The organism is Bradyrhizobium sp. SZCCHNR1098, from assembly GCF_032489375.1.
Taxonomy (GTDB): Bacteria; Pseudomonadota; Alphaproteobacteria; order Rhizobiales; family Xanthobacteraceae; genus Bradyrhizobium.
This window is the reverse complement of record NZ_JAUEXY010000012.1, coordinates 227,473-251,004: the sequence shown is the minus strand read 5'-3', so window position 1 is coordinate 251,004 and position 23,532 is coordinate 227,473. Positions and strand designations below refer to the sequence as shown.

General features: G+C 64.6%; 23 protein-coding genes. 10 read left to right on the top strand and 13 right to left on the bottom strand.

What is annotated here, in order from left to right:
* Positions 1-159 precede the first annotated feature (159 nt).
* Entirely contained in the window at positions 160-888 is a 729-nt protein-coding gene (locus QX135_RS24795; protein ID WP_315734752.1) for a glutathione S-transferase family protein, read from the bottom strand.
* A 218-nt stretch (positions 889-1,106) separates the two neighbouring features.
* On the opposite strand from QX135_RS24795, the gene QX135_RS24790 reads away from it, so the two are divergent.
* On the top strand, positions 1,107-1,805 hold the full coding sequence (locus tag QX135_RS24790; RefSeq protein ID WP_315734755.1) for a YafY family protein: 699 nt from the start codon (positions 1,107-1,109) through the stop codon (positions 1,803-1,805).
* Complete coding sequence (locus QX135_RS24785) at positions 1,798-2,118, top strand: YkgJ family cysteine cluster protein (RefSeq protein WP_315734757.1); 321 nt, start codon at positions 1,798-1,800, stop codon at positions 2,116-2,118. The genes QX135_RS24790 and QX135_RS24785 overlap by 8 nt, the downstream gene beginning before the upstream one ends.
* A 24-nt stretch (positions 2,119-2,142) precedes the next feature.
* Here QX135_RS24785 and QX135_RS24780 read toward each other — a convergent pair whose 3' ends face one another.
* The 4 genes from QX135_RS24780 to QX135_RS24765 form a co-directional block, all read right to left on the bottom strand.
* A complete protein-coding gene (locus QX135_RS24780) occupies positions 2,143-2,535 on the bottom strand; it encodes a hypothetical protein (RefSeq protein WP_316177853.1) in 393 nt (130 codons plus the stop codon).
* 134 nt (positions 2,536-2,669) lie between these two features.
* Positions 2,670-3,020 (bottom strand): DUF3307 domain-containing protein, encoded by a 351-nt coding sequence (locus QX135_RS24775; protein ID WP_315735691.1) that lies wholly within the window; start codon positions 3,018-3,020, stop codon positions 2,670-2,672.
* 306 nt (positions 3,021-3,326) lie between these two features.
* Positions 3,327-4,208, bottom strand: a complete 882-nt coding sequence (locus QX135_RS24770) for a DUF6537 domain-containing protein (RefSeq protein ID WP_315772641.1) — start codon at positions 4,206-4,208, stop codon at positions 3,327-3,329.
* 19 nt (positions 4,209-4,227) lie between these two features.
* Entirely contained in the window at positions 4,228-4,896 is a 669-nt protein-coding gene (locus tag QX135_RS24765) for a cyclic nucleotide-binding domain-containing protein (RefSeq protein ID WP_315713745.1), read from the bottom strand.
* A 293-nt stretch (positions 4,897-5,189) separates the two neighbouring features.
* On the opposite strand from QX135_RS24765, the gene QX135_RS24760 reads away from it, so the two are divergent.
* The 4 genes from QX135_RS24760 (at position 5,190) to QX135_RS24745 (ending at position 8,751) form a co-directional block, all read left to right on the top strand.
* Complete coding sequence (locus tag QX135_RS24760; protein WP_316177328.1) at positions 5,190-6,302, top strand: cyclic nucleotide-gated ion channel; 1,113 nt, start codon at positions 5,190-5,192, stop codon at positions 6,300-6,302.
* Complete coding sequence (locus QX135_RS24755) at positions 6,299-7,093, top strand: enoyl-CoA hydratase/isomerase family protein (protein ID WP_315783778.1); 795 nt, start codon at positions 6,299-6,301, stop codon at positions 7,091-7,093. Before QX135_RS24760 ends, QX135_RS24755 begins: the two co-directional genes overlap by 4 nt.
* A 157-nt stretch (positions 7,094-7,250) precedes the next feature.
* Positions 7,251-7,985 (top strand): LuxR family transcriptional regulator, encoded by a 735-nt coding sequence (locus tag QX135_RS24750; RefSeq protein WP_315734766.1) that lies wholly within the window; start codon positions 7,251-7,253, stop codon positions 7,983-7,985.
* An 82-nt stretch (positions 7,986-8,067) separates the two neighbouring features.
* Positions 8,068-8,751: an acyl-homoserine-lactone synthase gene (locus QX135_RS24745; RefSeq protein ID WP_315734768.1), complete on the top strand. Its 684-nt coding sequence runs from the start codon at positions 8,068-8,070 to the stop codon at positions 8,749-8,751.
* Between the two features lie 626 nt (positions 8,752-9,377).
* Here the strand turns inward: QX135_RS24745 and QX135_RS24740 are convergent.
* From QX135_RS24740 to QX135_RS24705, 8 genes are all read right to left on the bottom strand, one after another.
* Positions 9,378-10,025, bottom strand: coding sequence for a nitroreductase (locus QX135_RS24740; protein WP_316177855.1), 648 nt, complete (start codon positions 10,023-10,025; stop codon positions 9,378-9,380).
* Positions 10,026-10,279: 254 nt separating this feature from the next.
* Positions 10,280-11,527 carry an acyl-CoA dehydrogenase gene (locus QX135_RS24735; RefSeq protein ID WP_316177331.1) on the bottom strand — a complete coding sequence of 416 codons (1,248 nt, stop codon included), beginning with the start codon at positions 11,525-11,527 and terminating at the stop codon, positions 10,280-10,282.
* A 122-nt stretch (positions 11,528-11,649) separates the two neighbouring features.
* Positions 11,650-12,894, bottom strand: a complete 1,245-nt coding sequence (locus QX135_RS24730) for an acyl-CoA dehydrogenase (RefSeq protein WP_316177333.1) — start codon at positions 12,892-12,894, stop codon at positions 11,650-11,652.
* A gap of 128 nt (positions 12,895-13,022) precedes the next feature.
* Complete coding sequence (locus QX135_RS24725; RefSeq protein WP_316177334.1) at positions 13,023-14,150, bottom strand: acyl-CoA dehydrogenase family protein; 1,128 nt, start codon at positions 14,148-14,150, stop codon at positions 13,023-13,025.
* Positions 14,151-14,285: 135 nt separating this feature from the next.
* Positions 14,286-16,154 (bottom strand): AMP-binding protein, encoded by a 1,869-nt coding sequence (locus QX135_RS24720; RefSeq protein ID WP_316177336.1) that lies wholly within the window; start codon positions 16,152-16,154, stop codon positions 14,286-14,288.
* Between the two features lie 41 nt (positions 16,155-16,195).
* The gene (locus tag QX135_RS24715) at positions 16,196-17,002 is read right to left on the bottom strand and encodes an enoyl-CoA hydratase/isomerase family protein (RefSeq protein ID WP_316177338.1); all 807 of its coding nucleotides are present in this window, start codon (positions 17,000-17,002) and stop codon (positions 16,196-16,198) included.
* Positions 17,003-17,155: 153 nt separating this feature from the next.
* Positions 17,156-17,914, bottom strand: a complete 759-nt coding sequence (locus QX135_RS24710; protein ID WP_315734780.1) for an SDR family NAD(P)-dependent oxidoreductase — start codon at positions 17,912-17,914, stop codon at positions 17,156-17,158.
* Between the two features lie 83 nt (positions 17,915-17,997).
* The gene (locus tag QX135_RS24705; protein ID WP_316177341.1) at positions 17,998-18,657 is read right to left on the bottom strand and encodes a TetR family transcriptional regulator; all 660 of its coding nucleotides are present in this window, start codon (positions 18,655-18,657) and stop codon (positions 17,998-18,000) included.
* Between the two features lie 138 nt (positions 18,658-18,795).
* On the opposite strand from QX135_RS24705, the gene QX135_RS24700 reads away from it, so the two are divergent.
* From QX135_RS24700 to QX135_RS24685, 4 genes are all read left to right on the top strand, one after another.
* Positions 18,796-19,968 (top strand): acetyl-CoA C-acetyltransferase, encoded by a 1,173-nt coding sequence (locus tag QX135_RS24700; RefSeq protein WP_316177343.1) that lies wholly within the window; start codon positions 18,796-18,798, stop codon positions 19,966-19,968.
* A gap of 169 nt (positions 19,969-20,137) precedes the next feature.
* Positions 20,138-21,676: an acyl-CoA synthetase gene (locus QX135_RS24695; RefSeq protein WP_316177345.1), complete on the top strand. Its 1,539-nt coding sequence runs from the start codon at positions 20,138-20,140 to the stop codon at positions 21,674-21,676.
* Between the two features lie 250 nt (positions 21,677-21,926).
* Complete coding sequence (locus QX135_RS24690) at positions 21,927-22,997, top strand: alpha/beta hydrolase (protein WP_316177857.1); 1,071 nt, start codon at positions 21,927-21,929, stop codon at positions 22,995-22,997.
* A gap of 95 nt (positions 22,998-23,092) precedes the next feature.
* Complete coding sequence (locus QX135_RS24685; protein ID WP_316234346.1) at positions 23,093-23,482, top strand: hypothetical protein; 390 nt, start codon at positions 23,093-23,095, stop codon at positions 23,480-23,482.
* The last annotated feature ends 50 nt before the right edge of the window (positions 23,483-23,532 follow it).

The window sequence follows — 23,532 nt, the reverse complement described above, 5'->3', positions numbered from 1 at the left end:
GTCATTCCGGGTTCAATCGTCAGTGCGCAGCGGCGCACTGGCGATTGAACCCGGAATCTCGAGATTGTTAACAACGAACGCAAGACGACATCGAGATTCCGGGTTCAGGGCCTGCGGCCTTGCCCCGGAATGACGGTGAGTCGGACTCGACTGATCAGCTCACGCCGCCTCGGCTGCCCCGCCCCACTCGAACTCGGGGTAATATTGCGCCATCATCCGGTCGGCATAGGCGACGAGGTTGGCAAAGCCTTCGGTGCGCCGGCGCAGCTCGGATTCGAAGAACGGGGTGAGAATGCCGGCGATGACGGCGAACGCCGTCGCGTCGGTGCCGCACGGACGGTCGCCCATCAGATAGGGCCGGTCGCCGAGCTGCACCGACAGCGCGCGCAGCGAGCGCGCTGCGAGATCGACGTCCTCGTCCGGCGCATGGCGGCCGAGCCCGGAGATCAGATAGTTCTCGGCGACGCGAAACTGCGCGTCCTCGCGCAGCTTCTCGCGCTTGTCGGCCGGCACGCCGTCGAAGAAATGCGCCGGCCCCTTGGCGAAGTTGACCGGATCGACCCAGCGCGCTCCGACCAGCGCGAAATACAGGTGATGCTCGATCATGCGCTCGAACCCCCAGGCCTGCGCCCGCGCGCGCACGTCGAGTCCATGATCGAAGTCGAAGCCATATTTGCGCTCGACATGGGCGCGGATGAAGGTCGAATCGGCGATCAGCTCACCGCCGTCGTCGATGAAGGGTAGTTGCCCCTTCGGCGACGCCGGCGGCATCGCCCGCTGCTTCCGAAAAGCGAGGCCCGCCATCTTCAATTGCACCTCCGTCTTGGTGACGAAGGGGCTGATCTCCGGCAGGCCGAAGCCCGCGCCCAAACCGAACAATGTGATCATGACAGCACTCCCGACTTCCTGAGCAGACGCCGGACGCTACGAGCATGCTGCTGCCACCATGGTGTCAGCAGCGGCAGTAGCGTGGTGGCAAGGCCAAGGCCATAAAACATCATCATCGACATCACCCCTTCAATCTCGTTGTTGACCCGGTATAAAGGCGGGCTGCTGCCAGCATCCTGTCAGCATCGGCGGGGGTGCTCGCCCATGCAGGACACACCATGAGACGCGCCGACCGGCTATTCCAGATCATCCAGGTGCTGAGACGCACGCGCCGCCCCTTGACGGCGGACGCGATCGCGGCCGAGCTCGAGACCTCGAAGCGCACGATCTATCGCGACATCGCCACCCTGATCGGCCAGCGCGTGCCGATCCGCGGCGAGGCCGGCATGGGCTACATCCTGGAGAAAGGTTTCGATCTGCCGCCCTTGATGCTGACGCCGGACGAGATCGAGGCGGCGGTGCTCGGGGCGCAATGGGTCGCGGTCAATGCCGACCCGGTGCTGGCGCGCGCGGCGGAGGACCTGATGGCCAAGATCGCCGACACCGTGCCGGAGCGGCTGCGGCCGTTCGTGCTGGAGCCGGCGAGTCGCGCCCCGCGGCCGTGGATGCGCGAGCCGGACCACATCGACATGGCGCGCACACGCTCGCAGATCCACGAGGGCCGCAAGATCAGGTTGCGCTATCGCGACGAGCAGGGCCGCGACAGCGAGCGCGTGATCTGGCCGATCGCAATCGGCTATCATGACGCCGTCCGCATCCTCGCCGCCTGGTGCGAGCTGCGCCACGACTTCCGCAGCTTCAGGACCGACCGTGTCGTCGAGGCGGACTATCTCGACGACAAATATCCGGAAAGGCGCGAGGCGCTGCGCGCCAAATGGCGGCGCAGCCTGGTGTGGGAGGTTCCCAAGGATGTCTGAACCGATGCCCGATGACCTTGACGTCAGCCCCTGTCAGAGCTGCGGCGCGTGCTGCGCCTATTCGTCGAACTGGCCGCGCTTCACCATCGAGGAAGATGCCGCGCTCGACCTCATCCCGGCGGAACTGGTCAACGAGCGGCTGTCGGGCATGCGCTGCGACGGCGACCGCTGCTGCGCGCTCGATGGCGAAATCGCGCGTTCCGTCGCGTGCCGTATCTACGCGATCCGCCCCGAGGTGTGCCGGACCTGCATGCCCGGTGACGCCGAATGCGCGATGGCCCGACGCAAGTTCGGGCTGCAAGTGCTCGCCTGAGCCAAAGGCGAGGAAGACGGGAAGTCAGGCCATGACCGGCTCGGGGCTGTCGTCGAGATCATCCTCGAACGGCTTCATCACCGAGAGCGGCTTGGTCGACAGCGAGATCGGCTTGCGACTCGAGGTCGTGCTGGCCGGACCCGCCCGACCGCCGCGGGATTGCGCATACAGCGCCGATCCGACCCGGCCGCCGAACTGCGACAGGTCCTGCTCGCTGCAGGTGGATGCAATCGCAATAGCCAGCGGGTGAAGATGCGTGCGCCTGTAGCAGAACAGCGCCAGCATGGCCCTCACATCGGCGGACACGCTCTCGACCAGCGCGGGCAGCCCGTTGGCGTCGGCACGGTAGAGCTCGCCGAGAAGCTCGTCGCCGACCGGGCACGAATCGCTGTCGAACGCATCGCGGCTTTGAAGCATCGGTTTGATTGCCATGACGCGACGATGCAGCGCGAATCGCTAACGGTCGGTTAACCAAACCGAACGGTCGTCCCACCCCGGCTTGACACGGGGGCTGCCGCGGTCGGTGTGCCGAGACGCGCCGTGGCCGGGGCTCAGCCGTTCGCGGCCATGAAGATCGAGAGCCCGAAGCCGGTGAGGTGATGCAGCGCCTGATCGACGCCGATCAGGGTCCAGAACCAGGGGTGCTCGGTATTCATGCCGAACCGCGACGAGCAGATGCCCTTCAGGCGATCGATGGTGATGTGAATGGCGAAGTCGATCACGGCGACGAACCAGAATCTCGGCGCGACGATCAGGATCAGGACCATGGCGACGGCGAGATGGATCAGGCAGTGCACCAACAGCGGCAGCGCCCAGCCCTTCCGCTGGTCCTTGCCATAGGCCATCCAGGCGTTCTGCAGCACGAAGTCGCCAATGATGTGCTTGAAGGTCAGCAGCAGCATCCAGCCGACCAGCGCACCAACCGGAACCTGCGACGACAAAGAGGGAAAAGACAAAGCTGACGCTCTCGCTACGACTGACCCTTGGAACCCAACCTTGGACGCACGGGGAACTGGAGGCGTTCAGCGCAATCTGATGAGAATACCCGGCCAATTCGACGCGTATGCGACGCTTATGACATCTCCGGTAGCGAATTGCACGCGAAAGGGAACTTCAAATCGCATCCTGCTACCCTTCGCGGCAATCCCGCCGGGGGTAAGGTTACCCACGCCGCGGCGCATCCGGCGACAACCGTCGCTGCGGCGGCGTCATTCCGCGGCGTTGGCCTTCGGCACTGAGAGCGCCCTCGCCCGGATCTGCGCGATGGTCCGCTTCAGCGCCCCCTGTCCCGGCTCTGCCAGCGCAACGGCGCGCGCCTCGGCGATGGCGGAGGCAAGATCCGAGATCGGCAGGACGCCATCGAAGGTGGGCTTGGCCAGGCCATCGATGATGGCATGCCAATCGGCGAGACCCTGCCGGTAGCCGTCGCCCTGCCCCTGGATCATGGTCGCCGTCGCGATCACGGCGGGCGCCGCCGCAGGCTGCTTGTCCAGCGCGCGCGCGATCATGTGCAGCCACCGCTCGGCCCAGGCGCGCTCCTCGCCATAGCGCACCGACTGCAGCCGCCAGCGCCGCAGGCCGGCCATCAGCTTGAGGCGGCGAATGGCCAACCGCGATCGGACCGAAAAGCGGACCTTGACCCGGCGCCGACCCAGCCAGCCGATCTGCTCGAAGACTGCCAGCAACGATTCCGCCACGGCTTGCGGCAGCGCACCGATCAGCTCGTCGAGGCGGAACCTCCTGACGTCGTCGCTCTCGCGCCCCCCCGGGCGCCGCCCCATGTCGAGGCTGATCAATCTGAGCTGGGCGATTCGGATCGGATCCTCATAGGCCATGCGGGCGGCCAGCAGTTGCGCGATCTCGGACAGCATGCCGGCATCGACGTTCGATCTGCGCACGAACCGCTTGATGCGATCGACATAGAGCTGCGCGTAGCTCGCGCCCTGATACTCCATCAGCAGATGGATGCCATCGCTCACCGCCGGCACGGCGGCGTCAGGAAGGCCCTGAGGCAGAAAAGGCGGCTCGCCATCGTCGCCGCCGATGACGTCGGCGAAGAGATATCGCAGCGAGGACCGGACGCTTTTCACTGGGCTTCAGGCTCCCGGATCACGCCGGCTTGGCGACGGGCGCCGGCGCGGTGGTCTGTTGCGCCAGACGCCGCTCGAGCGTTTCGATGTTCTGGAACAGCCGGGCGCTGGCGAGGCGCAGGAAGTAGAAGGCGAAGGCGGGGTTCTGGACGTAGAGCTGCTCGACCTGGTCGTAGGAGACCGACAGGATCAGGCCGCCCTCGACGCATTCCAGTGTCTGCGTGCGCGTATTGGACGGCGAGATCATGCCGAACTCGCCGACGATCGCACCGACCGGCAGCTCGATACCGGATTCGACCAGGCGGAAGCGGCCGCTGACGATGTAGTACATGCTGTCGGCCTTCTCGTCCTTGTAGAACAGCACCTCGCCGGGACCGCATTTGCGCTCGGTCATGAACGGCTTCAGCCATTCCATGGAGAGGTCGCTGTTGACCGACTGCTTCACGTCGCGGACCAGCTGCAGCATCTGGTGGAGCCGGTAGCTGTTGAGTGGCAGCAGCACCCCGTGCAGGATCAGGACCGGATAGTTGTGCATCGGCACCGCAGTCGCGATCAGGACGATGTTGGTGAGGATGGCGAAAACCCGCAGCGGAATCATCGTCCGCATCGACAGCGTGGCGACCACGAAGATCGAGGCGAAGAGGCTGCCGGCGGCGCCCGCATGTTCGACCAGGTGTGAGGTATCCATCGGGATCAACCAGACTCTTGGGACGCAGGAGGGCGGACGCTCGGTTCCGGCCTCCTTTTGCCTAATTTAGCGTGTCCATGCCGGCCTCTGATATACGGCGATCAGACGACGTTTGAACCGGTATTTGAGCCGGCACGGAAAAATTCCCCGCTCGAAGTAGAACGGCTAGACCTGCCGGATGACGCTGCCCAACCGACCGACCCGCATCGTTGACGGGATTTCCCCGATCGGGGCACCTTGACACCGCCGCGATCTCCTGCGGCTCTGAGACCAGCGACTGACGCCCGCCGCCCATGACCAAACCGCAGCACCCTGCCCTGGCGGCATTCGTCACCGCGTTGGCCGGACGCAACATGACCAGAGCGGCCTATGTGGCCGTGGCGCTCGGCATGAGCGCCACGGTGCTGTTGACGATGGACCCGGCCTACGAGGCTGGACGGCGCTGGATCATCGCCCTGTTGTGGGGATGCCTTGTCTTTTTCGTCGTCGAATGGGCCGTTCGGGTTCAGCAGGCGGCGCGGGCGCATCGCGCCGCCGCCTACCTGATGTCGGGCCGGGGGCTGCTGGACACGCTCTCCGTCCTTGCCGTTCCGGTCGCGCTGGCCTCGGGCATGGAGGTACGCACCGCGTGGCTGCTGGCGGTCATCTGGGTGCTCAAGGTGATCCCCGGCGTCCCGGGCCTACGCCAACTCCGCCGGGTGCTCGTGGTCGAAGCACGCCCGCTGCTGTCGGTGCTGGTGCTGTTCCTGCTGGTGCTGTTTCTCGGATCGGTCGCCGAATACGCGCTCGAGCACGACGAGCAGCCGGCCACCTTCGGCACCATCCCGTCCGCGCTATGGTGGGCCGTCGCGACCCTCACCACCACGGGCTATGGCGACGTGGTGCCGATCACGCCGCTCGGGCGGGTGGTCGCCGCCACGGTGATGATCTCCGGCCTCGGCGTGTTCGGCCTGTGGACCGGCATCCTGCCCACCGCCTTCGCCGCGGAAACCCGGCGCGACAACTTTCTGAAGACCTGGGAATCGGTCAGCAGGGTACCGTTCTTCGCCAGCCTCGGGCCCTCCACGATCGCCGACGTCGCGCAGATGCTGCGCACCATCGACCTGCCGCCGCGCGCCACCGTGATCCGCAAGGGCGAGCCGGGCGACTGCATGTATTTCATCGCCTCCGGCGAGGTCGAGGTCGACCTTCCCGGCAAGAAGGTCCGGCTCGGTGAGGGCGCGTTCTTCGGCGAGATGGCGCTGCTCGGGAACAACCTGCGCTCGGCCGACATCAGCACGACCAGGCTGTCGAAGCTGCTGGTCCTCGACCTCGTCGATTTCCGCGTGCTGATGGCACGCCACCCCGATCTGGCGCAGAGCATCGATGCCGAGGCCCGGCGCCGAACCATGGAGAACAGGACATGACGACCGGACGGACCACCCAGGCCGATGACGCGCCGAGCAAGCCGCTCCTGACCATCGACGGCGCCCGCGCCACCATTCGGCTCAACCGTCCGCGCCATCTCAACCGGCTGCAGCCGGAGGATCTCGGCGCGCTGCTGGCGCTGTTCGACCAGGTCGAGGCCGACCCGGCCTTGCGCGTGCTGGTGTTGACCGGCACCGGACGCGCCTTCAGCGCCGGCTTCGACCTTGGCGCCATCGGCGCAACGCCGGCGGATACGGCCGAGGCTTCCAGCCCGGCATTCGAAGAGGTCGTCGACCGGCTGGAGGACCTCGCTCTGCCGACCATCTGCCGGCTCAACGGCGGGGTCTACGGGGGTTCGACCGATCTGGCGCTGGCCTGCGATTTCCGGATCGGGGTCGATACGAGCGAGATGTTCATGCCGGCGGCGCGGCTCGGGCTGCACTACTACCCCAACGGCATCAAGCGCTACGTGTCCCGTCTCGGCATCGACAATGCGAAGCGTCTGTTCCTGACGGCGGAGAAGATCAACGCGGCTGAAATGCTGCGCATCGGCTATCTCACCGGCTTGGTGGCGGCCGATGCGCTCGATGCGGAGGTCGACCGGCTGGCGGCCATTCTGGCCGGCAATGCTCCGTCGGCCATGCGCGGCATGAAGCGCGCCATCAACGAATTTGCCCGCGGAGCCCTCGACGATGCGGCCGCTCGCCGCAGGCATCAGGACAGCATGAGTGGAGCCGAGATCCGCGAAGGCATGAAATCGTTTGCAGAGAAGAGAATGCCAAGATTCTGAGCGCAGCTGCGCTCCGAACTGATAAATTTTGCATGCAAACGTCTGTATCCAGCCGGTGTTCTGACACACGCTCAACGAACTATCGACCTAAACCTCCAATTTGCGGTTGACAGCTTTTTGTCCGTGGCTAGCTTGAACCGCGGGCGGAGACTTTCACATGCAAGTGATGGACGCGTATTGGGGACGACGAGCTCTGGAGTACGTCGATGCGATCGAGGCGTCGAAGACCAGCGCAAGCGTGCTCTCCCAGTTCGAGAAGATGATCAGCGACCTGGGCTTTCACGCCTACATCATGGCCGGCGTGCCGACCTCGGGCCAATCGCTGCAGCAGACCATTCTCGCCAACGGCTGGCCGCGGGAATGGTTCGACATGTATGCGCGCGAGCAATTCCACCGCTGCGATCCGATTCCGCGGCACTGCATCTCGACATTGAATCCATTCGCGTGGACGGAGGTGCCCTACAACCGCGAGGACGAGCCCGGCGCGCATGAGGTGATGATGCGCGCGAAGGACTTCCGGTTGAACGAAGGCTTCTGCGTTCCCATCCACTACGACGATGCCGTGGGCGCCGTCAGCCTTGCAGGCGAAAATCCGAATCTCGCCCCCGACGCGCGGGGCGCGCTGCACCTGATCAGCATCTTCACGCACAGCAGGCTGCGCGCATTGGCGCGCTCCGCCGCGAGCAACCAAAGCCGACGCCTGTCGCGGATCGAGGCCGAGGTGCTGAGCTGGGCGGCGCGCGGCAAGACCGCGTGGGAGACGGCGCGCATCCTCGGCGTCTCCGAACGCAACGTCCGCTGGCATCTGGAGGAGGCGCAGCGCAAGCTTTCGACCAAGAACAAGACGGCGACGGTTGCGACCGCTCTTGTCAACGGCGAGATCTCGATCTGATCTGGCGTTTCTCCCACTGGATCAATTCGAGCGCATCGGCAATCTGCAAACCCCAATTTGATTCAGACGACCGGGGGTTTCGATGCCTGAGATTCATGTCGTTCGAAAAGATAATCGCGCTCTGTACGAGAAATATTTCGATCCGTATTACCGGCTGCGCCACGAGATTTACGTCAAGCAGCGCAAGTGGACGGCGCTCGATCGTCCCGACGGGCGCGAGATCGATCAGTTCGACACCGAGGATTCGGTCTATCTGTTCTGCATCGACAACGGCCAGTTGATCGGCTCGATGCGCGCGGTGCCAACGCTGATGCCGACGCTGATGAGCGACATCTTCCCGTATCTGAATCTGCGCGGCACGATCCAACGCCCGGACGTCTACGAGCTGTCGCGCATCTTCGTGATCCCCGAGCGCCGCGGCGAGCATGCGGGCCCGCGGATCGACATGCTGCTGCTGACTGCGATCATGGAGTACGGCATCTCGATCGGGTTGACCGGCTTTTCGATCGTGCTCGAAACCTGGTGGCTGCCGCGGTTCGAGAAGTGCGGCTGGAAGGCGCGGCCGCTCGGCGTACCTCACATGATGGATGGGATGTCGGTAATGGCCGTGCTCGTCGACTGCGATGAAACGACGTGGAAGTCACTCTGCAAGCAGATCGGCCTGACGCGGCCGACGCTGACGTGGCAAGGACTCGAAGACGTCAGCCGCCAGGCCCTGCCGGATATCTTTCTTCATCTTCCACGAGCCGCTCAGCCAGCGCAATGAGCTGTTCCCGGTGCCGCTTCAGCCTGAGCTTATGGAAAGCCTTCAAGAGGCGGTGACCAAGGAGCGTCGCCTCATCCACCTCGAGGACGTAAAGGTTGGAGGGCGTATTCATGGAATCCATCGCTGACACTTCAGGTTTTGAGCCGTGACTGAACCTTCAATCGAGAAGATCATCGAGCTACTACAATTTTGCATCGTTGACGCTCGGGCAATGCAACTCAAAATGTTGGAGAGGATTTTGTCAATATCATTGCTTGAAGCCCACGAGCTCAGGGAAAAATGCGCGCCCAAATCGGGCAACAGCAACCACTAGCGCTCCTGCACCGACCCTCGCCACCCCTCCGGTCCCTGCAGCAGTGAGCCTCGATTGGCGGATCGCGGACAAACTGTTGATTTCAGAGCGGCTTTCGATGTGAAGGTCGGGCAGGAGAGCGCGATTGCCGAAACGCGCTCGCCGAACGTGGACGACAGCTCGGCAAAATCATGGCACCGCCGCCCGAGCTGCTCCCTGTTCAGCAAACTCGGTTTACAAAAAGGGACTCGTGGGTCGTCTTGCCCCGTCCGGAGTCCCGCAAAACGGAACTCCGCCGGCAACAAATACGCGCGCACGACTTACGGACGCGAAGTTATTCGTCGTGAAATCGGACCGTCTCGGCAACCGCGGCGCGGCTGGTGCGGTAGGAGTTCGCCTTGTGACCGAGATCGGGATAACCGAACGAGATGCCGCAGACCACCTTGCGGTCGTCACCTAATCCGAAATGCTGCCGCACCACGTCGGAATGAAATGCCAGCGCCGCCTGCGGCACGGTGGCGATGCCGAGCGCCTGCGCCGCCAGCATGAAGCTCGTGACGTAGCCACCGCAGTCGATCGCGCCGTAGGTGCCGAGCGCCTCGTCGCTGTGGATGATCGCTACATGCGGCGCGCCAAAGAAGTTGTAGTTCTCCAGCGCCTGCCGGGCATAGCCGGCCTTGTCGCCGCGCGGGATGTCGAGCGCGTTGTAGAGCTGGAAACCACTCTCGCGCCGCCGGTCCAGATAGACGCCGGTGTATTCGCGCGGAAACGGGAAGTCGCCTGACGGCGGCTTGCCGCTGGAGGCCGCCGCATACATCACCTTCCGGAAAGCCTCGGTCGCCGGGCCCGACGTGATCTCGACCTGCCAGGGCTGGCTGTTGCACCAGGACGCGGTTTTCTGCGCCGCCGCCAGGATGCGCTCGATGGTGGCGCGCGGCACGGGCTCCGCGCGGAAGCTGCGGCAGGAGAAGCGCGAGGCCATCAGCTCTTCGAGAATGGTGATGGGATCTTGCTCTGACTTTGGCGCCGCTGATGACATGACAACCTTCCATACAGTTCGACCGGAGGCGCTCGCGTTGTGCTCGCCCTCCACACCCCGTCATTCCGGGGCGGTCGCCGCGGCGGCCGCCCCCGGAATCTCGACATTGTTCAGAATAAACCCAAGCCGACATCGAGATTCCGGCTTCAAGGCCTGCGGCCTTGCCCCGGAATGACAGTCGTCGTGATGCCGTGGGATTAGCTCCGCCCCTTGGTCGGCACCTTGTTGAACGGCACGTCCTTGTCGACACGGATATCGCCGGGCAGGCCGAGCACGCGCTCGGCGATGATGTTGCGCAGGATCTCGTCGGTGCCGCCGGCGATGCGCATCGAGGGCGAGGTCAGCAGCATCTGCTGAAACTGGCCCTGCGTCACCGCCTCGTCCGCGCCGGTCAGCACGCCGGCGCCGCCTTCGAGATCCATCGCGTAGGTTGCGATATCCTGCAGCATGACGCCGGCGACCAGCTTGCCGATGGAATTCTCAGGTCCCGGCCGCTCGCCCTTGGACAGCGCCGAGATCGCGCGATAGCTCGTATATTTCAGCCCGCTGGCCTTGACCGCCCACGACGCCAGTTTCGAGCGCGTGGCGCGATCGTCGATGGCGAGTCCGCTCTCGGTCATCAGATTGGCGCAGAACTCGAACATCTCCGGGAAGCCGGTGGCGAGCCGCGCGCCGATCGACATGCGCTCGTTCATCAAGGTGGTCAGCGACGCGTTCCAGCCGTCGCCGACCGCGCCGAGCCGCTGGCTGTCCGGGATCACCACGTCGGTGAAATAGACCTCGTTGAACTCCTGCATGCCGTTGGCCTGCTTGATCGGGCGGACCTCGACGCCTGGGCTCTTCATGTCCAGGAAGAACATCGTCAGGCCCTTGTGCTTGGGCACGTTGGGATCGGTGCGCGTGATCAGCAGGCCATAGTCGGAATAGTGCGCGCCCGAAGTCCAGATCTTCTGACCATTGATGAGCCAGTCGTCGCCGCGCTTCTCGGCGCGGGTGCGCAGACCCGCGACGTCGGAGCCGCCGGCGGGCTCGGAGAACAGCTGGCACCAGATCTCCTCGCCGGAAGCGAGCTTGGGCAGATAGCGCCGCTTGTGCTCTTCGCTGCCATAGGCCATCACGGTCGGGCCGCACATGCCCTCGCCGATCTGGAACGGCTGCGTCAGCTTGCCGTAGACGCCCTCCTCCTGCTGCCAGATCACGCGCTCGATCGGGGTCGCACCGCGGCCGCCATACTCCTTCGGCCAGTGCAGGCAGGCCCAACCGGCAGCGGACTTCTTCTTCTGCCAGGCCTTGCCGACCTCGACGATGTCGGCATGCTTGAGCCGGATACGCCCGAGCGAGGAGCTCGCCAGCTCCTCCTCCAGCTCCTTCGGCGCGTTGGCGGCGACCCAGGCGCGCGCGGTGTCGCGAAAAGCGGCTTCCTGCGGGGTATCGTCGAAATTCATGGTCTAACCCTCACTCCCGATGCGTAGGGCCGGTTGGCCGAAGGCGTAACCCGCCACTTGATCAGCGTTGCACGAGCTGACGGCGGGTTACGCTGCGCTAACCCGCCCTACGACTGCACGTGTTAGTTTCGTCCCCGGGTCGGCACCTGATTGAACGGCACGTCCTTGTCGACACGGATGTCACCCGGCAACCCGAGCACGCGCTCGGCGATGATGTTGCGCATGATCTCGTCGGTGCCGCCTTCGACGCGGGTGCCGGGCGCGCGCAGCAGCATCGCCTGGAATTTTCCGGCGAGCTCAGCCTCCGGGCCGCTCAGCACGCCGGCGGCACCCTGCAGGTCCAGCGCGTAAGCCGCGACGTCCTGGATCATTGGTCCGGCGACGAGTTTGCCGATCGAGTTCTCAGGTCCCGGCCGCTCGCCCTTCGACAGCGCCGAGATGGCGCGGATGCTGGTGTATTTCAGCCCGCTCGCCTTCACCGCCCAGCTCGCGAGCTTCGAGCGCACGTTGCGGTCCTCGATCGCGGGGCGATCGTCCAGCATCAGGCTGGAGCAGAAGTCGAACAGCTCCGGGAAACCGGTGGAGACACCGGCGCCGATCGACATGCGCTCGTTCATCAGCGTTGTCAGCGCGACGTTCCAGCCGTCATTGACGGCGCCGAGCCGTTGCGAGTCCGGGATCACGACGTCGGTGAAATAGACCTCATTGAAATCGGAGTGACCGCTGGCCTGCTTGATCGGCCTGATCTCGACGCCCGGGCTCTTCATGTCCAGGAAGAACATCGTCAGGCCCTTGTGCTTCGGCACCGTGGGATCGGTGCGCGTCAGCAGGATGCCGTAGTCGGAGTAATGCGCGCCGGAGGTCCAGATCTTCTGGCCGTTGATCACCCATTCGTCGCCGCGCTTCTCGGCTCGGGTGCGCAAACCGGCGACGTCGGAGCCGCCGGCCGGCTCGGAGAACAGCTGGCACCAGACCTTCTCTCCCGACGCGAGCGGCGGCAGATATTCACGCTTATGCTGCTCGGAGGCGTAGGCCATCATGGTCGGGCCGCACATGCCGTGGCCGATGATGAACATGCCGGAGAGCTTACCGAACGGCCCTTCCTCCTGCTGCCAGATCACGCGCTCGATCGGCGAGGCGCCGCGGCCGCCATAGTCTTTCGGCCAATGCAGGCAGGCCCAGCCGGCCTCCGCCTTCTTGTTCTGCCAAGCCTTGGCGACGTCGAGGATATTGGCGTCCTTCAGCGCGACGCGGCCGAGCGAGGTCGCGCGCAGCTCGTCCTCATACTGCTTGGGCGCGTTGGCCGCGATCCAGGCGCGGGCCTCGGCACGGAAAGTCGCTTCTTGCGGGGTGTCGTCGAAATTCATGGCGAATCCCTTTCAAATCGTCATTCCGGACGACCGCGCAACACGGGTCGATCCGGAATCCAGAGGTTGGTGATCTCGAGATTCCGGGTTCGCTCGCGTTGCGAGCGCCCCGGAATGACGTGCACTTCTCACGCCGCATTGCGCTTGCGCATGCGGTCAATCAGCTGGTCCTCCCAATAGGACAGACTGCCGAGACCGAGCGCGAGCGCATTGGCGCGGCGGTAGTACATGTGGCAGTCGAACTCCCAGGTGAACCCCATGCCGCCATGGACCTGGATGTTGTTCTTGGCGCAGTGCTGATAGGCCTGCGTCGCGCTGATGCGCGCCGAGGCCGCGGCCTCCGGCAATTCCGGCGCATTGGTCGAGAGCGCCCAGGCGCCATAATAGGAGTTGGAGCGCGCCAAGGTCGCCGAGACGTACATGTCGGCCAGCATGTGCTTGACCGCCTGGAACGAGCCGATCGGACGGCCAAAAGCGATCCGGTCGAGCGCGTAGTCGCGGCCCATCTCCAGCGCGCGGTCGGAGCCGCCGACCTGCTCGAACGCCGTCAGCACCGCGGCGCGATCGAGCACCTGGGTGATGATGCTCCAACCCTCGCCGGCGGCGCCGAGCGGCTCCGCCTTGCAGTTCTTGAAGGTGAGCTCGGCCTGGCCGCGGGTCGGATCGAGATTGGTCAGCGCCTTCGCTTCGACACCGCCCGCCCTGGTGTCGACCAGGGATAGCGAGATGTCGCTGTCGCGGCCGGTCGAGGCGGTACGCGCGGCAACGATGATGAGATCGGCGATGGCGCCGTCGGCGACCGGCTTCTTGGTGCCGTTGAGCACGCCGTTGGCGGCCTCACACTTGATCGCTTTCGGCGACGGATTGCCGGTGCCCTCGAACAGCGCCAGCGTGCCGATTGCCTCGCCGCTCGCTATTTTCGGCAGCCAGGTCTGCTTCTGCACATCGCTGCCAGCCAGCATCAGCGCTTCGGCGGCGAGATAGACCGTGGACGAGAACGGCACCGGCGCCAGCGCGCGGCCGACCTCCTCGGCGATCACGCAGAGCTCGAGATGGCCGGCGCCCGCGCCGCCATATTCTTCCGGAATGGCGACGCCGAGGAAGCCCATCTCGGCAAAGCCTTTCCACAGCGCGTGGTCATACGGCTCCTTGCCATCGAGCACGACACGCACCGCCTTGGGCGGACACTTCTCGGCGAGGAACTTCCGCGCCTGGTCCCGCAGCTGCTTCTGGTCGTCGGAGAAATCGAAGTTCATGGCCTCACCTGCTTCCTGATCGTCATTCCGGGGCGATGCGCAGCATCGAACCCGGAATCTCGATCTGATTTATCTCTGGATTCCGGGTTCACTCGCTGCGCGAGTGCCCCGGAATGACGGTTTCAAAATGCGTCATCACAGCACGATCACGTCGCTGTCGGGCTCGGCCGCATAGAGCCGCTCGACCAGCCCGGCGCGACGCTCGAGGCCGGCGCGCTGGTTGATGTAGCCCTTGTCGGTCAGCTCATGGCCGTCGATCGAGGGCGGCTCGACCATCAGCATGGCGCGGGCGATGCGCCGGCTGGTCGCGCCCTCGCACTCCTTATTATGGGCTTCGAGACCACGGCGGACGCAGTCGATGACGGCCGGATGCTTCACCACATCCTCGAACGTCGCATTGGGATCACCGACCAACTGGCGGCAGGCGTGCAGATTGGGCCAGGCCAGGAGACCGACATATTCGCGGTCCTGCCCCGTCACCAGCGCATCGTGGATCGCCGGCGTTGCGGCTGCAATCGCATCGGTGCGCAGCGAGCCGACATGGACGAAGGTGCCGGTCGTGAGCTTGAAATCCTCGACCACGCGGCCGGCGAAGATGATGCCTTGCGTCGGATCATTGGGATCGACGAACACGCCGGCATCGCCGATGCAGTAGAACCCTTCCTCGTCGAACGCCTTCTTCGTCAGCTCGGGCTGACCGAAATAGCCGGGCATCACGTTGATGCCGCGCAGGCGCAGCTCGTACTTGTCGCCGGTCGGCACCATCTTCAGCTCGACGCCGGGGAACGGCAGGCCGATGAGGCCGACCCGCTCGGTGTTCCAATAGGTGCCGGTCGAGGTCGGCGCCGTCTCAGTCGAGCCCCAGCCGGTGTAGAACACGATGCGCTCGCCCGTGGTCTTCACCGCCAGCGCCTGCATCCGCTCATAGAGATCGTCAGGCAGCCGCGCGCCGCCATAGGCCATGATGCCCAGATCCTTGAAGAAGGAGCGGCACAGCGCGTCGTCCTTTTCCATCGCCGCCGCGAGCGCCGCATAGCCGGCGGGGACGTTGGCGTAATAGGTCGGCGAGACCTCGCGCAGGTTCCGGATGGTTTCGTCGAACATGCCGGGCATCGGCCGGCCGTCATCGATGTAGAGCGTGCCGCCCTCGATCAAGAGCGGATTGAACAGCGCGTTGCCGCCCATGGTGTGATTCCACGGCATCCAGTCGAGCACGGTGGAGATCGGCGCCTCCGGTCCGCGCGGCCGCGTCTGCATCATCATCGCCGCATTGGCGCACATCATGCGCTGGGTGTTGATGACCGCCTTGGGCATGCCGGTCGAGCCGGAGGTGAACAAGAGCTTGCCGACGGTATCCGGCGTGATCTGCGCGATCGAGGCATCGACCTCGCCGGTGACCGGCGTCGCGGCGAGATCGGCGAAGCTGACGCTGGGGATGCCCTCGCACGGACGCGCGACATGAATGACGGTGACGCCGTCGAGATCGAGCGCCTTCAACGCCTTCTCGAAGGTCGGGCCGTCCTGCACCATGACAACGCCCGGCTTCACCAGCCCGAACAGATATTTGAGCTTCAGATGATCATGGCTCATCAACGAATAGGCCGGCGACACCGGAGCAGCCGGCGAACGGGCCTGCATCGCGGCCATGGTGATGAGCGCATGCTCGATCGAATTGCCGGAGAGGATCGCGACCGGGCGGCCGTCGAGTTTCAGATTGAGCAGACCCTGCGTCAGCCCGTCAACGGTCCGTTTCGCCTCGGCATAGGACAGCTTGCGCCACCGTCGATCGGGGCCGCTGCGTTGCGCGAGCCAGGTCCGCGTCGGCGCCTCCTTGGCCCAGCGGGCGAGCGGCGCCGCCAAATGCGGCTCATAGGCCTGCAGCGGAATGCGCGACTTGATGACGATGACGCCGTCACCGCGCCTGACGACATCGATGTCGCGCGCCAGCCAATTGACCTTGCGGAATGCCGGCTTCTCCAGCACCTTCGCTGCCGTCCCGTCCATTTTGCGTCTCCCGAAATATCGTCCTTTGCGGATCTTGATATCTAGCGGTTGGTATAGACCGGCTTTCGCTTCTCAAGAAAGGCTTGAATACCTTCCTTGAAATCTTCGGAGCGGCTGCACAGCACCTGGTTGCGATCCTCCATGGCGATGACGGCCTCGATCGACGACGCATCGACGCTCATGTTGAGGCATTCCTTCGAGAGTCGAAGTCCGACCGGCGAGGCCGTCATCATCGCATCGACGAAGGGCGCGGCCGCGCTGTCGAGCATGTCGTCCTCGACGATCTCCGACACCAGCCCGACCATCAGCGCGCGCTCGGCGCCGATGAAGCGGCCGGTGAGGATCAGTTCTGAGGCGACGGAGACGCCGACGAGGCGCGGCAGGAAGTAGCTGGTGCCGATGTCGCAGCCCCCTAGGCCAAGCTTGATGAAGGCGCAGTTCATCCGCGCCGAGCGCGACGCGATGCGGATGTCGGCCGCGAGCGCCAGGGCGAAGCCGCCACCGGCGGCTGCGCCCTGCACCAGCGCAATGATCGGCTGCGGACAGCGCCGCATCAGCATCACGATATCGGCGATGCGCCGCTGCGAATCCAAGGACTCGGTGACGCCAGAGGGCTCATTGACACTGCCGCGCCGCTGCATCGCGGCTTTCAGATCGAGCCCGGCGCAGAAGTTCTTGCCGGCGCCCTTCAGCACGACGACCCGCGTGGTACGATTGCGCTGCAGGCTTTCGAAATAGGCATTGAGCGCGTCGATCAGCGCCGGATCGAGCGCGTTGAGGCTGTCCGGACGGTTGAGCGTCACCCGGTCGACACCATTGTCGTGCTCGATCAGCAGCGGTTGGGACATGACGCGCGCTCCACCCTTAGTATCATCCCGGCGATCGCCGGGATCCATAGCCACCGGCTTGTGTTGTACCTACGGCGTCTGTCAGATTGCCTGTTTCAGACGCCGCGGAGTATGGGTCCCGGCGCAAGGCCGGGACGACAGCGGAGCTTGCCGCTAGCGCGGCGCCATGCGGATGGCACCGTCGAGGCGGATGGTCTCGCCGTTCAGCATCGGGTTCTCGACGATGTGGACGGCGAGGTTACCGTACTCGGAGGCGTCGCCGAGCCGGGCCGGATGTGGCACCTGGGCGCCCAGGCTCTTGCGCGCCTCTTCGTTCAGTCCCATCAGCAGCGGCGTCAGGAACAGGCCGGGCGCGATGGTGTTGACGCGGATCTTCTGGCTGGCGAGATCGCGCGCCGCCGGCAACGTCAGACCGACGACACCGCCCTTCGAGGCCGAATACGCGATCTGTCCGATCTGGCCCTCGAACGCGGCAACGCTGGCCGTGTTGATGATGACGCCACGCTCCTCGCCGATCGGCTCGGCGGTGACGAGGCGCTCGGCGAACAGCCGCAGCACGTTGAAGGTGCCGATCAGGTTGACGTTGATGATGCGGGCGAACTTCGCGAGCGGATAGACGCCGTCCTTGCCGACGATGCGCTGCGAGCCGCCGATGCCGGCGCAGTTGACCAGCACGCGGGCGACGCCATGCGCCGCTTCCGCCTTGGCGATGCCGGCCTTGACCTGCTCCTCGTCGGTGACGTCGGCATGAATGGCGACGCCCTTCAACTCGGCGGCAACCTTCTCCGCATTCTCCTTGCTCTGGTCGAGCACGGCGATCTTGGCGCCCTTGGCAGCCATGGCGCGCGCCGTGGCGGCGCCCAGGCCCGAGCCACCGCCGGTGATGAGAACGGCAACGTTGTTCAACTGCATGATACGCTTCCTCCTTGGACGTTTTTTGTTTGCGAATAGCGAATGGGGAGTAGCGAATAGGGCGAACCTCTATTCGCTACTCCCTATTCGCCATTCGCCCTCTTCAATATTCCGCCGCAGATCAGCGCCTCCATGTGGGCGATGTACTGACGGCAGACATCATCGGTGACCGGGCCGACGCCGATCGCGCGCGACATCGCGTGGCGGCCGAAGAACAGATGATCGCAGGCGCCGATCAGGCTGGTATAGAACAGCACCGGATCCACGGCGCGGAACTCGCCCTTGGCGACGCCCTCCTCGATCAGCCGGCGATGGAAATCCAACAGCGGCGCGACGAAGAACTTCGACACTTCATCCGCGGCTTCGGCGCTGCTCTCGTGCAGCAGATAGTGGATCAGCCGGTTCATGTAGGGAAACCGGTGATAGGCGCGGATGATGCCGCTGATGTGCAGCTTGAGCTTGGCCGTCGGCGCAAGCGGCTGCGCCAGCAGATAATCGAGATTGGCGACCTCGGTCGCAGCATCGCGGGCGAGCAGCGCCAGCAGCAGCCCGTCCTTGTTGCCGAAATGATATTTGACCAGGGCGGCGTTGGCGCCGGACTTCTGGGCGATGTCGCTGAGCGAAATTTCGATCGAGGACCTCTGAATCATCAGCTCGCTCGCTGCGTCCAGCAGCTTCTCCGCGGTGGCATTCCGTCCCGCGGGAAGCTTTTCCGGCGCGCTGTTCTGAAGCTGAGGTCCCAAGACGCATCTCGCAATTGATTGCGGCAGATAAGCCGAAGCCGGAGTTGATCTCAAGAGTTAATTGATCGATTGACTAACCGACATTGGAGCATTTAAATCGCGCGCAATCACGAACACCAAGTCTAGGGAGGACACGTCATGGCGGAAGCCTACATCGTCGCGGCCGCACGCACGGCCGGCGGCCGCAAGGGTGGCCGTCTGGCCGGCTGGCATCCGGCCGATCTCGCCGCGAAGGTGCTGGATACGCTGGTCGATCGCTCCGGCGCCGCGCCGGACCAGGTCGAGGACGTGATCATGGGCTGCGTCATGCAGACCGGCGAGCAATCGAACAACATCGCGCGCAATGCGGTGATGGCCTCGAAGCTGCCGGAGAGCGTGCCGGGCACCTCGATCGACCGGCAGTGCGGCTCGTCGCAGCAGGCGCTGCACTTCGCTGCGCAGGCGGTGATGTCCGGCGCGATGGATGTCGTGATCGCCGCCGGCGTGGAGTCGATGACCCGGGTGCCGATGGGCCTGTCATCGACCCTGCCGGCGAAGAACGGCTTCGGGCACTACAAGAGCCCTGGCATCGAGAGCCGCTATCCGAACATCCAGTTCAGCCAGTTCACCGGCGCGGAAATGATGGCGGAGAAGTACGGACTCTCGAAGGATGAGCTCGACGAATACGCCTATAACAGCCATCAGCGCGCGATTGCCGCCACGCAAGCAGGCCAATTCAAGGACGAGATCATCCCGCTCGAGATCACCCGTGCCGACGGCTCGACCGACACCCACTACATCGACGAGGGCATCCGCTTCGACGTCAGCCTCGACGGCATCAGAAACGTCAAGCTGATCGCCGAGAACGGCAAGCTGACGGCGGCCACGGCCAGCCAGATCTGCGACGGCGCGTCCGGCGTCATGGTCGTCAACGAGCGCGGCCTGAAGTCGCTCGGCGTCAAGCCGCTGGCCCGCGTCCACCACATGACCATGATGGGCGGCGACCCCGTGATCATGCTGGAGGCGCCGCTGCCGGCGACGCAGCGCGCGCTGCAGAAGGCGGGCATGTCGATCGACGACATCGATCTTTACGAGGTCAACGAGGCCTTCGCATCGGTGCCGACCGCGTGGCTGAAGGCAACCCGCGCGGATCCTGACAGGCTCAACGTCAATGGCGGCGCCATCGCGCTCGGCCATCCGCTCGGCGGCTCCGGCACCAAGCTGATGACCACGCTGCTGCATGCGCTGAAGGCCCGCAACAAGCGCTATGGGTTGCAGACGATGTGCGAAGGCGGCGGCATGGCGAATGTGACGATCGTGGAGCGGCTGTAGTCCTCGCTACAACAATGGTGTCGTCCCGGCCTTGCGCCGGGACCCATACTCCCACGTGTTCGTGGTCGAGCTGAGCTGGAGCTCCAGCTCGCTTCCCAATTTCATTCGGTGGTTATGGGTCTCCGCTTTCGCGGGGACGACAGCCATCCTGATCAAGCGGTGTGCCCTCATGACCCACCCCTCCATCCACGCCCGAAGCCATCCCGACAAGATCGCCTATCAGATGGCCGGCACCGGCAAGGCCATCACCTATCGCGAGCTCGACGAGCTCTCCAATCAGGGCGCGCAGCTTTTTCGTGCGCTGGGCCTGAAAGCCGGCGACCATATCGCCTTCCTGATGGAGAACCGGCTGGCCTTCATGGAGATCGCCTGGGCCGCGCAGCGCTCCGGTCTCTACTATACCGCGATCAGCCGCTATCTCACCAAGGACGAGATCGCCTACATCATCAAGGATTGCGGCGCCAAGGTCTTCATCACCTCGCCGAAATGCGCCGAGCAGGTCCGCGATCTCGTCGCCGGCACCGACGGCCCACTGTTCTTCATGGTCGACGAGCCGGAGCCCGGCTTCCGCTCGTGGGACAAGGAGGCCGGCGCCCAGCCCAAGACGCCGATCGCCGACCAGGTTGCCGGCTACGACATGCTGTATTCGTCGGGCACGACGGGACGGCCGAAGGGCATCAAGAAGGATTTCGAAGGCAATCCGATCGATCGGCCGAACCAGTTCCTGCGCGTGCTCTGCGCCGACATGTGCGGCATGAACGCCGACAGCATCTATCTGTCGCCGGCACCGCTCTATCACGCTGCGCCGCTGCGCTTCAACATGATGGTATCCGTGCTCGGCGGCACCTCGATCATCATGGAGCATTTCGACGCCGAGGAGTTCCTGAAGCTCGTCGAGACATGCAAGGTCACGCAGTCACAGCTTGTGCCGACCATGTTCGTGCGCATGCTCAAGCTGCCGGAGGACGTCCGCAAGCGCTACGACGTCTCGACCTTGAAGGGTGCGATCCACGCCGCAGCGCCCTGCCCGGTCGACGTCAAGGCCAGGATGATCGAATGGTGGGGTCCGATCCTGATTGAATATTATGCCGGCTCCGAAGGCAACGGCGTCACCGTCTGCACCTCGAAGCAGTGGCTGGAGCACCGCGGCAGCGTCGGCCGTGCCGTCGTCGGCAAGATCAAGATCCTCGGCGAGGACGACCAGGATCTGCCCATCGGGGAGATCGGCTCGGTCTACTTTGCCGACGCACCTGTGTTCTCCTATCACAACGATCCGGAGAAGACGAAGCGCGCCTATAATGACAAGGGCTGGTCGACCCTCGGCGATGTCGGCTATCTCGATGCCGACGGCTTCCTCTATCTCACCGACCGCAAGTCCTACATGATCATCTCCGGCGGCGTGAACATCTACCCGCAGGAGACCGAGGACGTCCTCATCACCCACCCGGAGGTGGCCGACGTCGCGGTGTTCGGCGTTCCCAACGAGGAGATGGGCGAGGAGGTCAAGGCGGTGGTGCAGCCGCACGACATGGCGCGCGCCGGCAAGGCGCTCGAGGAGCAATTGATCCTGTTCTGCCGCAAGCACCTGTCACCGATCAAATGCCCGCGCTCGATCGACTTCGAGCCGGAACTGCCGCGCACGCCGACCGGCAAGCTGGTCAAGCGCCACCTGCGCGAACGCTACTGGCCGAAGAAGGGCGCGGCATAGCTCCAATAACGGTAGCTGTCGTCCCGGCCTTGCGCCGGGACCCAGCCACCGCAGCCGATGATGCGAAGGGTATAAGCTCCAGCTTGGCGTCACATGAGCGCCTGTGGTTATGGATTCCGGCTCGCGCTCGCTTCGCTCGCTTGGCCGGGACGACGCGAGGAGAGTGCACGCCATGTCCCAGTCCCTTCCCCCGCTTCCCCTCCCATCCACGATCCGCTCGCGCTTCGTCGACGGCATCAACGGCCTGCGCATGCACGTGCTGGAAGCCGGCTTCGAGACGCCCGGCCGCCCCTGTGTGCTGCTGCTACACGGCTTTCCCGAGCTGGCCTATAGCTGGCGCAAGTTGATGCCGGCGCTGGCCGCCGCCGGATATCACGTGCTGGCGCCGGACCAGCGCGGCTATGGCCGCACCACGGGGTGGAGCGCCGACTATGACGGCGATCTCGCACCGTTTCGATTCACCAATCTGGTCCGTGATGCGCTCGGCGTGGTCTATGCATTCGGCCATCGCCATGTCGCTTCTGTCATCGGCCACGACTTCGGCAGCCCCGTCGCGGCGTGGTGCGCGGTGATCCGCCCCGATGTCTTTCGATCGGTCGTGATGATGAGCGCACCGTTCCCGGGGCCACCGGCAGCACCGTTCGACATCGCCGGTCATCCCCTCGCGCCGCAGGAGGATCCCGTGCATCGCGAACTGGCCGCGCTGCCGCGGCCGCGCAAGCACTATCAATGGTACTACGCGACGCGGCAGGCCAATACGGACATGCATCGGGCGCCGCAGGGACTGCATGACCTCCTCCGCGCCTATTACCATCACAAGAGCGCGGACTGGGCGGGCAACGCCCCTTACCCGCTGCAGGCGTGGAACGCGACCGAGCTCGCGAAGCTGCCGACCTATTACGTGATGGACCTCGGCAAGACCATGGCCGAGACCGTCGCCGAGGAGATGCCGGATGCGGCGGCGATCGCGGCGAATCGCTGGCTGCCGGACCATGAGCTCGCTGTCTACACCGCCGAATATGAACGAAACGGCTTCCAGGGCGGACTGCAGTGGTACCGCTGCGGCACGTCCGGCCTATTCGACGCTGAATTGCAGACGTGGTCGGATCTCACCATCGACGTTCCGTCTGCATTCATCTCGGGCCTGCAAGACTGGGGCATCTACCAACGGCCCGGCGTGTTTGAGGCGATGCAATCCCGAGTGTGCACCAACATGATGCTGTGCGAGCTGATCGATCGCGCCGGTCATTGGGTGCAGCAGGAGCAACATGAACGAGTCAATGAGCTCCTGTTAACGTTCCTGAACAGACTGACAGCCTGATTTCGGACGCCGTTTCGAACTATCAGGCGAATCGAGGAACGAACATTCGGGGTTGACGTTTCTGCATCCGGGCGATGCGCATCAGGAGATGATTTATGGATAAGAAGATCGCAGGCTTGTTGGGCGCGGTCGCCGCTGTCGGCGCGCTCGGCACGGCGCAGGCGTCGGCGGCTCCCGCCCCGACCGATGTCCTGAAGGCCAATTCCTACGCCGACCTGCTCGAGCCGATTCCGAACGCCGCCAAGGTGCTTCAAGCACTCGACGAGCAGGGACCGCCGACGGCCGAGCCGAAGGTTCAGCTCGCGCAATGGTACCATCACCACCATCATCATCACCATCACCACCATGGCTACTGGCGCGGCTATGGCTATGGCTATGGCTATGGCTACGGCTATGGTCCGCGCGTCTACGTGGTGCCGCCACGGCGCTGGTATCACCACCATCACCATCATCACCACCATCACTGGTACTACGATCGCTACTGATCGCATCGCGATGATGGTTTGACGGGGCGCCGGCCGCGAGGTCGGCGCCT

Excerpts from the sequence above, each read along its gene's own strand:
- QX135_RS24685 (WP_316234346.1), top strand. The coding sequence starts at position 23,093 with ATGGATAAGAAGATCGCAGGCTTGTTGGGCGCGGTCGCCGCTGTCGGC.
- QX135_RS24690 (WP_316177857.1), top strand. The coding sequence starts at position 21,927 with ATGCACGTGCTGGAAGCCGGCTTCGAGACGCCCGGCCGCCCCTGTGTG.
- QX135_RS24790 (WP_315734755.1), top strand. The coding sequence starts at position 1,107 with ATGAGACGCGCCGACCGGCTATTCCAGATCATCCAGGTGCTGAGACGC.
- QX135_RS24780 (WP_316177853.1), bottom strand. The coding sequence starts at position 2,535 with ATGCTTCAAAGCCGCGATGCGTTCGACAGCGATTCGTGCCCGGTCGGC.
- QX135_RS24740 (WP_316177855.1), bottom strand. The coding sequence starts at position 10,025 with ATGGCCTCGCGCTTCTCCTGCCGCAGCTTCCGCGCGGAGCCCGTGCCG.
- QX135_RS24795 (WP_315734752.1), bottom strand. The coding sequence starts at position 888 with ATGATCACATTGTTCGGTTTGGGCGCGGGCTTCGGCCTGCCGGAGATC.
- QX135_RS24745 (WP_315734768.1), top strand. The coding sequence starts at position 8,068 with ATGCCTGAGATTCATGTCGTTCGAAAAGATAATCGCGCTCTGTACGAG.
- QX135_RS24715 (WP_316177338.1), bottom strand. The coding sequence starts at position 17,002 with ATGTCCCAACCGCTGCTGATCGAGCACGACAATGGTGTCGACCGGGTG.
- QX135_RS24785 (WP_315734757.1), top strand. The coding sequence starts at position 1,798 with ATGTCTGAACCGATGCCCGATGACCTTGACGTCAGCCCCTGTCAGAGC.
- QX135_RS24775 (WP_315735691.1), bottom strand. The coding sequence starts at position 3,020 with ATGCTGCTGCTGACCTTCAAGCACATCATTGGCGACTTCGTGCTGCAG.
- QX135_RS24730 (WP_316177333.1), bottom strand. The coding sequence starts at position 12,894 with ATGAATTTCGACGACACCCCGCAAGAAGCGACTTTCCGTGCCGAGGCC.
- QX135_RS24755 (WP_315783778.1), top strand. The coding sequence starts at position 6,299 with ATGACGACCGGACGGACCACCCAGGCCGATGACGCGCCGAGCAAGCCG.
- QX135_RS24765 (WP_315713745.1), bottom strand. The coding sequence starts at position 4,896 with ATGGATACCTCACACCTGGTCGAACATGCGGGCGCCGCCGGCAGCCTC.
- QX135_RS24700 (WP_316177343.1), top strand. The coding sequence starts at position 18,796 with ATGGCGGAAGCCTACATCGTCGCGGCCGCACGCACGGCCGGCGGCCGC.
- QX135_RS24725 (WP_316177334.1), bottom strand. The coding sequence starts at position 14,150 with ATGAACTTCGATTTCTCCGACGACCAGAAGCAGCTGCGGGACCAGGCG.
- QX135_RS24735 (WP_316177331.1), bottom strand. The coding sequence starts at position 11,527 with ATGAATTTCGACGATACCCCGCAGGAAGCCGCTTTTCGCGACACCGCG.
- QX135_RS24695 (WP_316177345.1), top strand. The coding sequence starts at position 20,138 with ATGACCCACCCCTCCATCCACGCCCGAAGCCATCCCGACAAGATCGCC.
- QX135_RS24720 (WP_316177336.1), bottom strand. The coding sequence starts at position 16,154 with ATGGACGGGACGGCAGCGAAGGTGCTGGAGAAGCCGGCATTCCGCAAG.
- QX135_RS24750 (WP_315734766.1), top strand. The coding sequence starts at position 7,251 with ATGCAAGTGATGGACGCGTATTGGGGACGACGAGCTCTGGAGTACGTC.
- QX135_RS24760 (WP_316177328.1), top strand. The coding sequence starts at position 5,190 with ATGACCAAACCGCAGCACCCTGCCCTGGCGGCATTCGTCACCGCGTTG.
- QX135_RS24710 (WP_315734780.1), bottom strand. The coding sequence starts at position 17,914 with ATGCAGTTGAACAACGTTGCCGTTCTCATCACCGGCGGTGGCTCGGGC.